Source organism: Streptomyces sp. NPDC007901 (genome assembly GCF_042959465.1).
GTDB lineage: Bacteria > Actinomycetota > Actinomycetes > Streptomycetales > Streptomycetaceae > Streptomyces.
Map to the genome: position 1 here is coordinate 1,164,711 of NZ_JBIBKW010000001.1, position 13,829 is coordinate 1,178,539.

The window sequence follows — 13,829 nt, forward strand, 5'->3', positions numbered from 1 at the left end:
TGGACCTCGACCCGGATCCACCCCTTAGGGGCGGGCCCTGCGCTCGCCGGGCAGGCGTATCACGGCGGTGCCGGCCGTCAGGTCGACGGTGGTCCGGGGCGGGGCGCCGTCCTCCTCGTCGTCGCGCAGCACCAGCGCGCTCTGCCGCTCCTTGAGCTCGTTCTGCTTGCCGGGGGAGAGGGCCGCGTGCAGCTGTTCGAAGCCCGTCGCGGAGATCTGGCCCTGCCGCGCGGAGTTCCGCCAGGGCAGCACCCCGGCCCGGCCGGCCCGCAGCAGCAGCTGGTCCACGAAGGCCAGGACGGTGAGCAGCACCACCAGGCCCGGCAGGGTCATGAAGAAAACGAACTGCATCCCGCCCGCACCCCCTGCGTCGACGGACCCACCCTCCCACCCCCGCGCCGGACGCGCGAGGCTCCTTTGCCACAATGGGTGAACGTTTGTGCTCGCGTTCACAAAGAGTGGACGTCACTCCCACCGAAGGTGACTCGTGGACATCAAGACCGCCACCGCCATCCGCCGCCTCCGCCTGGTCTCCGCCCCGGAGGCCGTGTCCTTCCTGATCCTCCTCGTCTGCTCGGTGCTCAAGCGGACCACGGACTTCAACGCGGTACCCGTGATGGGCGCGGTCCACGGTGTCCTGTTCATCCTGTACGTGATCTTCTGGGCGGATGCCTGGAACCGCGCCAAGTGGCCGCTGGGCACCGGACTCCTCTACTTCGTCCTCTCCGTCCTGCCGACGGGCGGTTTCTTCGCGGAGCGCAAGCTGCGCCGTGAGTCCGAGGACGCGGTCATCGCGGCCCGGGCCCGCCAGGAAGGGGCGGTGAAGGCATGATCGTCGCCTTCTCCGTGACGCCGCTGGGCGTGGGCGAGGACGTGGGGGAGTACGTGGCCGACGCCGTCAGGGTCGTGCGCGAGTCCGGGCTGCCCAACCGCACCGACGCCATGTTCACCTCGATCGAGGGCGAGTGGGACGAGGTCATGGACGTCGTCCGGCGTGCCGTCGCCGTCGTCGAGGAGCGTGTCCCGCGCGTCTCCCTGGTCCTCAAGGCGGACATCCGGCCCGGCGTCACCGACGGGCTGACCAGCAAGGTGGAGACCGTGGAGCGGCACCTCGCCGAGTAGTCGGGCGAGCGGCCAACTGCCGACGGAACCCCGGCCCTTGGGGCCGGGGTTTTCTTCTGCCCTGCGATTGAGCGATCGCTCAAAAGGGGGTACCTTCATGTCCGGAGATTTGAGCGACCGCTCAAAAAGGGCTCGGAAGACCAGGTGACGGGGGTACGACACCCATGGGGCTCTACATAGAGGCGCACATCCGCGCCGACCTCGACGAACTGTGGGCACGCACCCAGGACCCGGGGCGGCACCAGCGCTGGGACCTGAGGTTCACCGAGATCGACTACCTCCCACGGGTGGAGGGCGAGCCGCAGCGCTTCCGTTACGCCACGCGGGTGCTGCCCTTCCTGACGATCGCCGGCACCGGTGTCTCGGCGGGGGAGAAGGAGCGCCCCGACGGCACCCGCACCTCCGCGCTGCGCTTCGCCTCCCCGCACCCGCTCTCGCTGCTCGCCGAGGGCAGCGGCTACTGGCGGTACATCCCGGTCGCCGACGGCGTCCGCTTCCTCACCGGCTACGACTACCGGCCCCGCTGGGGCGCCCTCGGTGCGCTCGCCGACCGCCTGGTCCTGCGTCCGCTGATGGGCTGGGCGACCGCCTGGTCCTTCGACCGGCTGCGGCTGTGGCTGGAACGCGGGATCACCCCGGAACGGGCCCGGTGGAACTGGCTGGCCGAGATGGCGGCCCGGGCGCTGACGGTCGCCGGCTGCGGCACCGCCCTGATCCGGGGCCCGGTCCTCGGCGCCCTCCCGCCCACCGTCGCCTTCCTGGTCCCGCTCCTCCTGGTCGTCGCCCTCTTCCTGGCCCTCTGCACCCCGCCCCTCGCCACCACCCCGGCCGCCCGCCGCTGCCTGCGCACCCCTCCCGTCCGTGTGACCGCCCCGCGCGTCCTGCGCACCCTGGAGAAGCAGCCATGACCTCGATGTTCCGCACCGTGATGGGCCCCGACTTCGACCGGCTGCACCCACAGCTCCAGCGCCGTTTCTCGGTCGGCCTGGCGAGCGGCGAGGCCTGCACCGGCCACGGCGTGATGGACCGGATCTGGCACGGCGGGGCGTTCGTGAAGCCGTTCCTGGCGCTGGGCACCACCCGCAACATCCTGGTCCCGAAGGCCGCCCGGAACGTGCCCTTCAAGATCGAGAATGTGCCCTACGCGGACACCTACGGCCGTGAGACGGTGACCTTCGTGCGCACCTTCGACCTGCCCGGCCGCTCCCGCCGCTTCGACGCCCAGATGGTGCTCAGCCCCAAGGGCGACCGCATCCTCGACTACCTCGGCACCCACCAGCACCTCGCCAGCGAACTGCACTTCCACGCCGAGTCCGACGGCTCCCTGCTGATCCGCTCCGGCGAACACCGGTTCAGGGAGGGTCCGGTGGACGTCCGCGTCCCCGAACTCGTCGGCGCCACCGCCGAGGTGCGCGAGTCCTACGACGACCGGGCCGGCCGCTTCCGCATCCGGGTGCGGGTCGTGAACCGGTACTTCGGGCCGCTCTTCGGCTACCAGGGCTCCTTCGAGGCGTCGTACACCGACATCCGCGGCTGCGGGGTGCGACCCGGACTGCGGCCCGTCCGCGAGGAGTCGCGCGCGTGAGCCCGGAGACCGCCAAGTCCCTGGAGACCAAGCACAAGCTGCTGGAGGGCGCGCTGCGGACGCTCACCGAGCAGGGCATCGCCAAGACCTCGGCCCGTACGGTGGCGGCGGCGGCCGGGGTCAACCAGGCGCTCGTCTTCTACCACTTCGGATCCGTGGACGAACTACTCGCCGCCGCCTGCCGGTACGGCGCCGAGCAGGCCGTCGACCGCTTCCGCCCCCGCCTCGCCGCCGTCGGCTCGCTCTCCGAGCTGCTCACCGTGGGGCGGCAGATCCACGAGGAGGCGCGGACGGGCGGCCATGTCGCCCTGCTCGGGCAGCTGCTGGCCGGCGCGCAGACCCACGAGGCGCTCGGGCCCGCCACGGCGGCCGGGCTCGACCTGTGGATCGCCGAGATACAGACGGTGCTCGTCCGGGTCCTCGCCGCCACGCCCTTCGGGGAGTTCGCCGACCCGGCCGGGCTCGCCCGCGCGGTCGCCGCGTCCTTCGTCGGTATCGAGCTGTACGAGGGCGTCGACCCGGCCGGCGCCCACGCCGCCCTGGACGCCCTGGAGCAACTCGGCGCCCTGGTCGCCGCGCTGGACGAGCTCGGCCCGGTCGCCCAGCGCGCGGTCCGTCACCACCTGCGCCGCACGAACCGCCGCTAGGGGGCCTGGCCGTCAGGGCGTGGTCAGGGCTGCCCCGGCTCCGGCGGCAGATGGCGGACCACGAGCGCGACGGCCTCCTGCGCCGGCGCTTCCTCTACGACCTCTCCGGCACCGCCCAGCACCGCGACGCGCAGGTCAGGCACGCCCTGATCTGCCTGCTGCACTGGGCCCAGCGCCACCACCTCGCGATCGCGCTCGAAGACCTCGACTTCCAAGCGGAGAAGACCCCCGAGAAACACGGCCGCCGCAAGAAGTTCCGCAACCTGATCTCCGGCATGCCCACCGCCAGACTGCGGGCCCGGCTGGTCAGCTGGGCGGCCGAACTCGGCATCCCCGTCATCGCCGTCGACCCCGCCTACACCAGCGGGTGGGGCGCCCAGCACTGGCAGAAGCCCCTCACCGGAAAGAACAGGGAGAGCACCCGCCACGACGCTGCCGCCGTGGCGATCGGAAGGCGCGCCCTGGGGCACCCGATCCGGCGACGGACGGCACCGCCCCCACACGACCGGAGCGATCGCGTGGGGCATCGGACCGTCCAGGCCCGACCGGTCACCCCAGGGTGTGAGGGAAACCGCACCCGCATCCCCGGACCACGGACACGATCCGTGCCGCCCGGCTGCGGAGTGAAAGCGGTGGACCAGAACGCCCAACACCGTTCGGGGCGTTGGCTGAGCACGGGTTCTGGCAACAGGACTCACTCCCGCTCAGTCTTTGGGAACGGTCGGCGTACACGCTGGGCCTGGACCAGTGGTTCGTGCGGGCCGTGCCCGAGGAACTGCGGGGCCGGGCGACGACGGTGCTCAGCGCGGGGCTGATGACCGTCCAGGGCGTCGGCATGACGCCGGCGGGGGTGGCGGCGGAAGCGGTGGGGGGTGCGGGCCACGGTCGCGGGGGCCGGGGCGGTGGGGGTGCTGTGCTGCTGGGGGCTGGCGGCGGCGGCCCGGCGGGCGGTGCCGCGGGTGCCGTGACGGCATGGGTGCCCGAAAGCCGAGACACGGCTGACCGCTATATGACCGGCCGGTAGGGTCGGTGACGTGTCCAAGCCTCTCAGTCTCCCCTTCGACCCCATCGCCCGAGCCGACGACCTCTGGAAGCGGCGCTGGGGAAACGTACCGTCGATGGCCGCGATCACCTCGATCATGCGGGCCCAGCAGATCCTGCTGGCCGAGGTCGACGCGGTGGTCAAGCCGTACGGGCTGACGTTCGCACGCTACGAGGCGCTGGTGCTGCTCACCTTCTCCAAGGCCGGTGAGCTGCCGATGTCGAAGATCGGCGAGCGCCTCATGGTGCACCCGACCTCCGTCACGAACACCGTGGACCGGCTGGTCAAGTCCGGCCTGGTCGACAAGCGCCCCAACCCCAACGACGGACGCGGCACGCTCGCCACCATCACCGAGAAGGGCCGCGAGGTCGTCGAGGCGGCCACCCGCGACCTGATGGCCATGGACTTCGGCCTCGGCGTGTACGACTCCGAGGAATGCGCCGAGATCTTCGCGATGCTGCGCCCACTCCGGGTCTCGGCGCACGACTTCGACGAGGACTGAACCCGCTGTCGGCACACCGGTGACCCGGCCCAAGATCTCCCCGAACGGGTGGTTACGCTCGTCCTCATGAAAAAGAGCGTGCTGACCCGCTACCGTGCCCTGGCTTATATCACCGGTGTACTGCTGGTGCTGCTGTGCCTGAGCATGATCGGCAAGTACGGGTTGCATATCGACGGTGCCGGTGACGTCACGCGGGTCGTCGCCATCGCGCACGGCTGGCTCTACGTGGTCTACCTGGTCTTCGCCTTCGACCTGGGCTCCAAGGCGAAGTGGCCGGTCGGTAAGCAGCTGTGGGTGCTGCTGGCGGGGACCATCCCGACGGCCGCCTTCTTCGTGGAGCGCAAGGTCACCCGTGAGCTCGACGCCAAGGTGACCGAGGGCTCTCCCGCCGTCGCCAAGGTCTAGACCCGGGCCGTACCGCCGTACGGAACACCCGTACGGCGGTTCTTCGTCGACATTTACTTGGACGTCCTAGTAAATTCGATGGTATGGACGCTGACGCCATCGAGGAGGGCCGCCGACGCTGGCAGGCCCGGTTTGACGCGGCTCGTAAGCGGGGCGCGGACTTCACGACGCTCTCCGGTGATGCCGTGGAGCCGGTGTACGGGCCCCGGGACGGGGACGTGTACGAGGGGTTCGAGCGGATCGGGTGGCCGGGGGAGTATCCGTTCACCCGGGGGCTGTATCCGACCGGGTACCGGGGGCGGGCCTGGACCATCCGGCAGTTCGCGGGGTTCGGGAACGCCGAGCAGACCAACGAGCGCTACAAGATGATCCTCGCCAACGGTGGCGGCGGGCTGTCCGTGGCGTTCGACATGCCGACCCTCATGGGGCGGGACTCGGACGATCCGCGCTCGCTCGGCGAGGTGGGGCACTGCGGGGTGGCCGTCGACTCCGCGGCCGACATGGAGGTCCTGTTCAAGGACATCCCGCTGGGCGACGTCACGACGTCGATGACGATCAGCGGTCCGGCCGTGCCCGTCTTCTGCATGTACCTGGTCGCCGCCGAGCGGCAGGGTGTCGATCCGGCGGTGCTCAACGGCACGCTCCAGACCGACATCTTCAAGGAGTACATCGCCCAGAAGGAGTGGCTCTTCCAGCCCGAGCCGCACCTGCGGCTCATCGGCGACCTGATGGAGTACTGCGCGGCCGGCATCCCCGCGTACAAGCCGCTGTCCGTGTCCGGCTACCACATCCGCGAGGCGGGAGCCACGGCCGCGCAGGAGCTGGCGTACACCCTCGCGGACGGCTTCGGGTACGTCGAGCTGGGGCTCTCGCGCGGGCTCGACGTGGATGCCTTCGCGCCCGGCCTCTCCTTCTTCTTCGACGCGCACGTCGACTTCTTCGAGGAGATCGCCAAGTTCCGCGCCGCGCGCCGGATCTGGGCCCGGTGGATGCGGGACGTGTACGGGGCGCGGTCGGACAAGTCGCAGTGGCTGCGCTTCCACACGCAGACCGCGGGTGTCTCGCTGACCGCCCAGCAGCCGTACAACAACGTGGTGCGTACGGCGGTGGAGGCGCTCGCGGCCGTGCTCGGCGGGACCAACTCGCTGCACACCAACGCGCTCGACGAGACGCTGGCGCTGCCGAGCGAGCAGGCCGCCGAGATCGCCCTGCGCACCCAGCAGGTGCTGATGGAGGAGACCGGGGTGGCCAACGTGGCGGATCCGCTGGGCGGTTCCTGGTACGTCGAGCAGCTCACCGACCGGATCGAGGCCGACGCGGAGAAGATCTTCGCGCAGATCAGGGAGCGGGGGCTGCGCGCCCACCCCGACGCACGGCACCCGATCGGGCCGGTCACCTCCGGGATCCTGCGGGGCATCGAGGACGGCTGGTTCACCGGGGAGATCGCCGAGTCCGCGTTCCGGTACCAGCGGGCGCTCGAGAAGGGCGACAAGCGGGTGGTGGGCGTGAACGTCCACACCGGGTCCGTCACCGGCGACCTGGAGATCCTGCGCGTCTCGCACGAGGTGGAGCGGGAGCAGGTGCGGGTGCTGGGAGAGCGGAGGTCCGCGCGCGACGAGGGTGCGGTGCGCGCCGCCCTGGACGCGATGCTGGGCGCGGCCCGCTCCGGGGCCAACATGATCGAGCCGATGCTGGACGCCGTACGCGCCGAGGCGACCCTGGGCGAGATCTGCGGGGTGCTGCGCGACGAGTGGGGGGTGTACACGGAACCGGCGGGGTTCTGACCCCCAGGCCTCAGCGGGCCTCAGCGGGCCTCGGCGGGCCTCAGTGGGCTTCGGCGTCGCCCGCCGCGCCCGCCAGGCCCAGCAGCAGGATCCGCGTCAGGCTGTGCACCCACTCCTCGTCCGCCGGTTTGCCGCTCACCAGCGCGCGGTGCACCACCGAGCCCGCCACCAGGTCGAAGATGAGGTCCGCCGTGCGGTCCGCCTCGCACGGGTCGGGCTGCTCGGGGAGCTCGCCGCGCCGCTGGGCCCGCTCGCGGCCCTCCACGACCAGCCGCTTCTGACGGTCCACGATGGAGGCGCGGATACGTTCCCGCAGCGCCTCGTCCCGGGTCGACTCGGCCACCGCCGCCATCAGCCCGCTCTTGGCCTCCGGGCGGTCCAGGATCGCCGCGAACTGGAGCACCACGCCCTCGATGTCGTTCGCCAGGCTGCCCCGGTCGGGGAGTTCGAGCTCGTCGAACAGCTCCGCCACCGCGTCGACGACCAGTTCGTTCTTGCCGGCCCAGCGGCGGTAGAGCGTCGTCTTCGCCACCCCGGCGCGGGTCGCCACGTCCCCCAGAGTGAGCTTGGACCAGCCCAGTTCGACCAGCGCCTGGCGGGTCGCCGCCAGGATCGCCGCGTCCGCGGCGGCGCTGCGCGGGCGTCCGGTACGGCTGGCGGGGGTGCGGCTCTGCATTCCACGACCATAACCGGCGGTTCCTGTGATGCCGTGAGGGAGATCACCGGAATGTGGTGTCGCGGGGACCCGCGAAGGGATTACGCTACGGGTCGTAGCGAAAGCTCGAGGGTGACCGGACGGGCGATCGAACGGGCGACGACCATGAGGCGTGGGGTGGGGACCCGGCGCCGGCAGAAAACGCACAGCAGACCTGTCTTTCACAACGCTTTTCACACACGCGCGGGAACGGGGGAGGATAGACGCATGCAGCCACGGAACATGTCCATGAGCGGCGTCGTCGACCTCGCCGCGGTGAAGGCGGCCCAGGAGGCCAAGGCCAAGGCCGAGCAGACGCGCGCCGAAACGGCCCGGCAGGGTGGGGTCGGCGCCGTCTCCCCGGCCGATCTGGTCATCGACGTCGACGAAGCCGGCTTCGAGCGCGATGTCCTGCAGCGGTCCGCCGAAGTCCCCGTCGTCATCGACTTCTGGGCCGAGTGGTGTCAGCCCTGCAAGCAGCTGAGCCCGGTCCTGGAGCGTCTCGCCGTCGAGTACGACGGCCGCATCCTGCTGGCCAAGATCGATGTCGACGCCAACCAGATGCTGATGCAGCAGTTCGGGATCCAGGGGATCCCCGCGGTGTTCGCCGTCGTCGCCGGGCAGGCCCTGCCGCTCTTCCAGGGGGCGGCCGGCGAGGAGCAGATCCGCGGCACCCTCGACCAGTTGATCCAGGTCGCCGAGGAGCGCTTCGGGCTGACCGGGCTGGTCGTCGACCCGGACGCGCAGCCGGGTGCCGCCCCGGCCGAGACCGCGATCCCGGCCGGCCCGTACGACGCCCTCCTCGAGGCCGCCGTCCAGGCGCTGGACGCGGGTGACTTCGGCGGTGCCGTCCAGGCGTACCAGAACGTGCTGAGCGACGACCCGGCCAACAGCGAGGCCAAGCTGGGGCTCGCGCAGGCCGAGCTGCTCAGGCGGGTGCAGGGGATGGACCCGCAGCGGGTGCGCGAGGACGCGGCCGGGAAGCCGGGCGACGCCGAGGCGCAGATCGCGGCCGCCGACCTGGATCTGGTGGGCGGGCATGTCGAGGACGCCTTCGGGCGGCTGATCGAGACCGTGCAGCGGACCGCCGGGGACGACCGGGATGCCGTACGGCGACGGCTCCTTGAGCTCTTCGAGGTCGTCGGCACCGACGATCCCCGGGTCGTGGGGGCGCGTCGGGCACTGGCGCGGGCGCTGTTCTGACCAGTCGCTAAACGTCACGTCCTGTGATGCCCGAGTGAAAGATTTGCCGACGAGATGTCACGGCGGCCGCTCTTTACCAAATCTTGGTAATCGCGGCCGCTGTTACTCGCAGTAAATCAGGGGCGTTGATCTGTCTGGTTCCGTCCATGGATCAACAGTTTTGTTCTCCCCCTCGAAGCCACCCAGAGTCGCTCTCCGAGACCAGCGGGTCGTCCTTCGGTTATCCGCCCGTTACTACCCAGTAACGAAGCCCCTTGTGCGGGCGGCGAGAATGCACCACGATCGGCGACGCTCGGTCCATTCCCGTACCCCGACGGCCAGTCGGGCCCGCGGGTTCATCTGGGTCCCCACCGAGCAGAGTCGGCGGCAGTGGCGCCGACTCTTGGGCAGGGGGGTCTTCGCCCTGAGGCGAAGCCTGTCCAGCAAGGTTGTGCGTGATGCGTGTCAGGCGCGACCAGTGGTTGTCGCTCGGGGGTGATCGCCGGTGATCGAGGTGCGGTTCGCGCCTGTGAGCTCGGGCGCTCCCCTTCCGAGGACGTAGCACTTCTCCCATCCCTGCCCGGTTGAGCCGCCGTTGGGGGCGAGTCCGGGCCAGGAGATGTACGTCCGAGAAGGAGGAAATATGGAGTCCCAGGTGCGTGGCGGGACCAGATGGAAGCGGTTCGCTGTGGTCATGGTGCCCAGCGTCGCCGCCACGGCGTGTATAGGTGTCGCCCTCGCGCAGGGCGCTCTCGCCGCGTCGTTCAGCGTTTCCGGTCAGTCGTTCAAGGTGACCGCGGACCGGCTCGACGGCACGGGCTTCGAGCAGTACGGAGCTCTTGACTCGGGCTACACGCTCAGCGGCGACAAGACGGTTCACCCCGTCGCTGTCTCCGCGTTCAAGAGCGCGAAGATCCAGAACATGTGCCAGTCCGTGGTCACGCCGAACATCCCGATACTCGGTTCGGTCAGCCTCACGCTGAAGGCCGGCGCCGACACCCCGGTCGAGGCGTCGAACCTCTACATCGACCTCGACGACCTGAGCGCCGACGCGACGTTCACCAACATCGACATCGGTGTGGCCGCCAAGGACGCCAGCAAGGGTCCGGGCATGAAGGGTGGCAGCGAGCAGGCCAACCCGTACGGCTTCGCGCAGCAGGCCGACTCGGCCACGCTGACCAACGTGAAGCAGACGGCGTGGGCCACCACTGCCGGAACCTTCAAGCTGAGCGGTCTGCACATGTCGGTGTCGACCGGAACGCACGAGTGCTACTGAGCACTCAATGAACGGGCGGGGGGCCTTACGGACCCCCGCCCGTCCACACTCCGGGCGTGCTTCACGCGCGGTACACATCACCACCACAGCAACACCGCACCAGGGAGCTGTTTTCCATGAGCGCCGAGACCCCTGCCGCCGCACCCGGTCAGTTCAGCCACCGGAGGCAGCAGTTCCGTGACTGGCGGGGAACGCGTCCGTTCTGGGCCGGTCTCTTCGTCTTGCTCAGTGGCTTTCCGATCATGTACTTCCCGTACGCGCATCTCCAGCTCGGTCATCTCACGATCGCGATGTCGACCACCGCGGGTGCCGGATCCCTGATCATCGGTGTGCTGCTCGTCGTCCTGGGCATCAGCCTCTGGTTCCAGAAGCATGTACGGACCTTCGCGGGAGTCGCCGCGATCCTGCTCGCGCTGGTGTCCCTGCCCGTGTCCAACTTCGGCGGCTTCGTCGTGGGCTTCCTGTTCGCCCTGGTCGGCGGAGCGATGGCCGTGGCCTGGTCGCCGGGTGTCCCCCCGCAGCCGCAGCCGGAGGGCGACGTCCCCCCGGCCGGGAGCGACACCCCCGACGAGGTCACCTACTTCACGGGTGCGGACGGCGTGGACGAGGCGAATGACCTGTCAGGAACGAGCCCGCTGAACGGGGCGAACGGGAGGCACAGTGCCGGCTGACGAGGTGACCCACGGGACTGGGGTGGACGAGTCCCGTGTGAGAACCGGGCCGCGCCACGCGGCACCAAAGAAGCCGCTGTTCACCAGGTTCCACATGCCGGCGGGCAAGGCGATAGCCACCGTGGCGATGCCGACGGCCGTGCTCATGGGCATGGGCTTCACGTCGACGCTCGCCCTCGCCGACAGCAACAACACGTCGTCGCCGACCTCGAAGAGTCTCACGGCCGACGAGTACAAGGACTGTGTCTCCGCCCTGGAGTCCTCCTCGCCCTCCCCCTCGGCGAGCGCGAGCGACGACGCCACGGACTCGGCGACGCCGTCCGCCTCGGCGTCGGACGGCAAGAAGGACTCCACGTCCTCCTCGGACACGTCCTCGTCCTCGGATTCAGGTTCCGACGACGCGGCCACTCCGACGCCGTCCGCGTCCAAGTCGTCCTCGTCGTCCGGCTCCTCGGACTCGTCGGGTTCGTCCGGCTCCTCGGACTCGGGCAGTACGGCGAGCCCGTCGCCGTCCGCCTCCGCGAGCAGCAGCAGCAGCGGCGGACTGCTGGACTCGATCGGCGACGCGATCTCCGGCATCCTCAGCGGCGGCACGACGACGTCTACCTCGTCGAGCTCGACGGCCACCGAGAGCGCGACCCCCTCGCCCTCGGCGACCTCGGACTCCTCGTCGAGCAAGGACAGCAGCACGTCCGACACCGCCAAGGACACCGTCTCCGAAGCGGCCAAGACGGTCACGGACACCGTGAAGGACACCACCGACACGGCGACCAAGGCGGCCGACGCCGCCACCAAGGCGGCCGCGGACGCCGCCACGGACACCGCCTCGCCGAGCGCCTCCGCGAGCTCGAGCACGTCGGCCGACGACTGCCCGGTCGCCACCGACGACGAGAGCGGCGTCGACAACAAGGTGCCGGTGGCGGACGACCCCTGGTACCTGAGCGCCAGCTCGCTGCTGCTGAAGAGCGCCGACTACCAGGGTGTGGTCGAGGTGAAGACGGCCAGCGGCGAGAAGAAGAAGGTGCTGAAGTACGTCATCTCGGGCGGCACCGACATCGGCGACCTGCACCAGACGGTGAAGGACTCGCTGTCCGGCAAGACGTACCACGTCCAGGCCGCCTCCGGTTCGACGTCGACCATCCGCGACGGCGACACGGTGATGTACACGGAGTCCATCTCCGGCAACCTGTTCGGTCTGATCCCGATCACGTTCGACCCGGACAACCCGCCGCCGCTGAACATCCCGCTGATCTACTTCACCAAAGTGAAGGTCACCCAGGCCGGCCAGTTCGGTGGCACCCTGCACGTGCCCGGGATGCACGTGTACACGACCGGCTGAGCGCACCCACAAGCCCGTTCGGGAGCCGCGCAACACCTGAGGGCGCCCCCTTCACAGGGGGCGCCCTCAGCGCCGTACAAGAGCCTTCGCGGGTGCGTCAGTTGCCGGCGGTGCCGCCGATGTGGTGGACGCGGAGCATGTTGGTGGTGCCGGAGACACCGGGGGGCGAACCGGCCGTGATGATCACGGTGTCGCCCGGGTTGAAGCGGTTGATCTTGGCGAGCTCCATGTCCACCATGTCCACCATGGCGTCCGTGCTGTTCACCAGCGGGACCACGTGCGACTCCACGCCCCAGCTGAGGGTGAGCTGGTTGCGGGTGTTCTCGTCGGTGGTGAAGGCGATGATCGGCTGCTGGGCGCGGTAGCGCGACAGCCGGCGGGCGGTGTCACCGGACTGGGTGAAGGCCACCAGGCCCCGGCCGCCCAGGAAGTCCGCGATCTCGCACGCGGCACGCGCGACCGAACCACCCTGCGTACGCGGCTTCTTGCCCGGCACCAGCGGCTGCAGGCCCTTGCTCAGCAGCTCCTGCTCGGCCGCGGCGACGATCTTCGACATCGTCTTCACGGTCTCGACCGGGTACGCGCCCACGCTCGACTCGGCGGACAGCATGACCGCGTCGGCGCCGTCCAGGATCGCGTTGGCCACGTCGGAGGCCTCGGCGCGGGTCGGACGGGAGTTGGTGATCATCGACTCCATCATCTGGGTCGCCACGATCACCGGCTTGGCGTTGCGCCGGCACAGCTCGATCAGGCGCTTCTGCACCATGGGGACCTTCTCGAGCGGGTACTCGACGGCGAGGTCGCCACGGGCGACCATCACGGCGTCGAACGCCAGCACGACGCCCTCCATGTTCTCGACCGCCTGCGGCTTCTCCACCTTGGCGATGACGGGGACCCGGCGGCCCTCCTCGTCCATCACCCGGTGGACGTCGTTGACGTCCTTGGCGTCCCGCACGAAGGACAGCGCGACCATGTCGCAGCCCATGCGCAGCGCGAACCGCAGGTCCTCGATGTCCTTGTCGCTCAGCGCGGGCACGTTGACGGCCGCGCCGGGCAGGTTGATGCCCTTGTGGTCGGAGACGACACCGCCCTCGATGACGATCGTCTTCACACGCGGGCCCTCGACGTCCAGGACCTTCAGCTCGACGTTGCCGTCGTTGATCAGGATCTGGTCGCCGCGCGAGACGTCGCCCGGCAGGCCCTTGTAGGTCGTACCGCAGATGGTCTTGTCGCCCGGGACGTCCTCGGTCGTGATGACGAACTCGTCACCGCGCTCCAGCTCCACCGGTCCCTCGGCGAAGGTCTCCAGACGGATCTTCGGGCCCTGCAGGTCGGCGAGGACCCCGATGGCACGGCCGGTCTCCTTGGAGGCGGCCCGGACGCGGTCGTACCGCCCCTGGTGCTCGGCGTGCGTGCCGTGGCTGAAATTGAACCGGGCCACGTTCATGCCGGCCTCGATCATGGAGACGAGCATCTCGTGGGTGTCGACCGCGGGGCCGAGAGTACAGACGATTTTCGAACGGCGCATGGGGCGATCCTATCGGTTTGTTTCGCTACGGAATATTCCGTCTGGTGGAAGA

15 protein-coding genes and 1 pseudogene are annotated in these 13,829 nt (G+C 69.9%); 13 read left to right on the plus strand and 3 right to left on the minus strand.

The features are described 5' to 3' along the window. Positions 1-24 precede the first annotated feature (24 nt). On the minus strand, positions 25-351 hold the full coding sequence (locus tag ACFZDK_RS05585; protein WP_390969958.1) for a DUF6191 domain-containing protein: 327 nt from the start codon (positions 349-351) through the stop codon (positions 25-27). A 136-nt stretch (positions 352-487) separates the two neighbouring features. Here ACFZDK_RS05585 and ACFZDK_RS05590 point away from each other — a divergent pair, with 136 nt between their 5' ends. The 9 genes and pseudogenes from ACFZDK_RS05590 to ACFZDK_RS05630 all read left to right on the plus strand — a co-directional run bounded on the left by ACFZDK_RS05590 (position 488) and on the right by ACFZDK_RS05630 (position 7,087). Continuing rightward, the gene (locus ACFZDK_RS05590) at positions 488-832 is read left to right on the plus strand and encodes a DUF3817 domain-containing protein (RefSeq protein WP_355727429.1); all 345 of its coding nucleotides are present in this window, start codon (positions 488-490) and stop codon (positions 830-832) included. After that, on the plus strand, positions 829-1,122 hold the full coding sequence (locus ACFZDK_RS05595; RefSeq protein WP_390969960.1) for an MTH1187 family thiamine-binding protein: 294 nt from the start codon (positions 829-831) through the stop codon (positions 1,120-1,122). The genes ACFZDK_RS05590 and ACFZDK_RS05595 overlap by 4 nt, the downstream gene beginning before the upstream one ends. Positions 1,123-1,286: 164 nt before the next feature. Then, entirely contained in the window at positions 1,287-2,030 is a 744-nt protein-coding gene (locus ACFZDK_RS05600; protein WP_390969962.1) for a hypothetical protein, read from the plus strand. Beyond that, a complete protein-coding gene (locus ACFZDK_RS05605) occupies positions 2,027-2,707 on the plus strand; it encodes a DUF4166 domain-containing protein (RefSeq protein ID WP_390969964.1) in 681 nt (226 codons plus the stop codon). Before ACFZDK_RS05600 ends, ACFZDK_RS05605 begins: the two co-directional genes overlap by 4 nt. Then, positions 2,704-3,354: a TetR family transcriptional regulator gene (locus ACFZDK_RS05610; RefSeq protein ID WP_390969966.1), complete on the plus strand. Its 651-nt coding sequence runs from the start codon at positions 2,704-2,706 to the stop codon at positions 3,352-3,354. Before ACFZDK_RS05605 ends, ACFZDK_RS05610 begins: the two co-directional genes overlap by 4 nt. Positions 3,355-3,437: 83 nt before the next feature. Beyond that, positions 3,438-4,066, plus strand: a pseudogene (locus ACFZDK_RS05615) (IS200/IS605 family accessory protein TnpB-related protein); the annotation flags it as partial. Positions 4,067-4,388: 322 nt separating this feature from the next. Then, positions 4,389-4,898, plus strand: a complete 510-nt coding sequence (locus tag ACFZDK_RS05620) for a MarR family transcriptional regulator (protein ID WP_390969968.1) — start codon at positions 4,389-4,391, stop codon at positions 4,896-4,898. A 66-nt stretch (positions 4,899-4,964) separates the two neighbouring features. Next, entirely contained in the window at positions 4,965-5,303 is a 339-nt protein-coding gene (locus ACFZDK_RS05625) for a DUF3817 domain-containing protein (protein WP_355727414.1), read from the plus strand. Positions 5,304-5,386: 83 nt separating this feature from the next. Further along, positions 5,387-7,087 (plus strand): methylmalonyl-CoA mutase family protein, encoded by a 1,701-nt coding sequence (locus tag ACFZDK_RS05630; RefSeq protein WP_390969970.1) that lies wholly within the window; start codon positions 5,387-5,389, stop codon positions 7,085-7,087. Between the two features lie 40 nt (positions 7,088-7,127). On the opposite strand, the gene ACFZDK_RS05635 is transcribed toward ACFZDK_RS05630, so the two are convergent. Next, positions 7,128-7,763, minus strand: coding sequence for a TetR/AcrR family transcriptional regulator C-terminal ligand-binding domain-containing protein (locus tag ACFZDK_RS05635; protein ID WP_390969972.1), 636 nt, complete (start codon positions 7,761-7,763; stop codon positions 7,128-7,130). A gap of 246 nt (positions 7,764-8,009) precedes the next feature. Between ACFZDK_RS05635 and ACFZDK_RS05640 the strand changes: the two genes are divergently transcribed. From ACFZDK_RS05640 to ACFZDK_RS05655, 4 genes are all read left to right on the plus strand, one after another. Further along, a complete protein-coding gene (locus tag ACFZDK_RS05640; RefSeq protein ID WP_390969974.1) occupies positions 8,010-8,984 on the plus strand; it encodes a tetratricopeptide repeat protein in 975 nt (324 codons plus the stop codon). A 622-nt stretch (positions 8,985-9,606) separates the two neighbouring features. Continuing rightward, on the plus strand, positions 9,607-10,239 hold the full coding sequence (locus tag ACFZDK_RS05645; protein ID WP_390969976.1) for a DUF6230 family protein: 633 nt from the start codon (positions 9,607-9,609) through the stop codon (positions 10,237-10,239). Positions 10,240-10,355: 116 nt separating this feature from the next. Beyond that, positions 10,356-10,910, plus strand: a complete 555-nt coding sequence (locus ACFZDK_RS05650) for a DUF6114 domain-containing protein (RefSeq protein WP_390969978.1) — start codon at positions 10,356-10,358, stop codon at positions 10,908-10,910. Then, positions 10,900-12,249 (plus strand): hypothetical protein, encoded by a 1,350-nt coding sequence (locus tag ACFZDK_RS05655; RefSeq protein ID WP_390969979.1) that lies wholly within the window; start codon positions 10,900-10,902, stop codon positions 12,247-12,249. The genes ACFZDK_RS05650 and ACFZDK_RS05655 overlap by 11 nt, the downstream gene beginning before the upstream one ends. Positions 12,250-12,346: 97 nt before the next feature. On the opposite strand, the gene pyk is transcribed toward ACFZDK_RS05655, so the two are convergent. Next, complete coding sequence (gene pyk, locus ACFZDK_RS05660) at positions 12,347-13,777, minus strand: pyruvate kinase (RefSeq protein ID WP_359224263.1); 1,431 nt, start codon at positions 13,775-13,777, stop codon at positions 12,347-12,349. Positions 13,778-13,829: the final 52 nt, after the last annotated feature.

Coding starts and splice junctions, on each gene's coding strand:
- ACFZDK_RS05600 (WP_390969962.1), top strand. CDS start 1,287: ATGGGGCTCTACATAGAGGCGCACATCCGCGCCGACCTCGACGAACTG.
- pyk (WP_359224263.1), bottom strand. CDS start 13,777: ATGCGCCGTTCGAAAATCGTCTGTACTCTCGGCCCCGCGGTCGACACC.
- ACFZDK_RS05650 (WP_390969978.1), top strand. CDS start 10,356: ATGAGCGCCGAGACCCCTGCCGCCGCACCCGGTCAGTTCAGCCACCGG.
- ACFZDK_RS05605 (WP_390969964.1), top strand. CDS start 2,027: ATGACCTCGATGTTCCGCACCGTGATGGGCCCCGACTTCGACCGGCTG.
- ACFZDK_RS05585 (WP_390969958.1), bottom strand. CDS start 351: ATGCAGTTCGTTTTCTTCATGACCCTGCCGGGCCTGGTGGTGCTGCTC.
- ACFZDK_RS05635 (WP_390969972.1), bottom strand. CDS start 7,763: ATGCAGAGCCGCACCCCCGCCAGCCGTACCGGACGCCCGCGCAGCGCC.
- ACFZDK_RS05625 (WP_355727414.1), top strand. CDS start 4,965: ATGAAAAAGAGCGTGCTGACCCGCTACCGTGCCCTGGCTTATATCACC.
- ACFZDK_RS05595 (WP_390969960.1), top strand. CDS start 829: ATGATCGTCGCCTTCTCCGTGACGCCGCTGGGCGTGGGCGAGGACGTG.
- ACFZDK_RS05640 (WP_390969974.1), top strand. CDS start 8,010: ATGCAGCCACGGAACATGTCCATGAGCGGCGTCGTCGACCTCGCCGCG.
- ACFZDK_RS05630 (WP_390969970.1), top strand. CDS start 5,387: ATGGACGCTGACGCCATCGAGGAGGGCCGCCGACGCTGGCAGGCCCGG.
- ACFZDK_RS05645 (WP_390969976.1), top strand. CDS start 9,607: ATGGAGTCCCAGGTGCGTGGCGGGACCAGATGGAAGCGGTTCGCTGTG.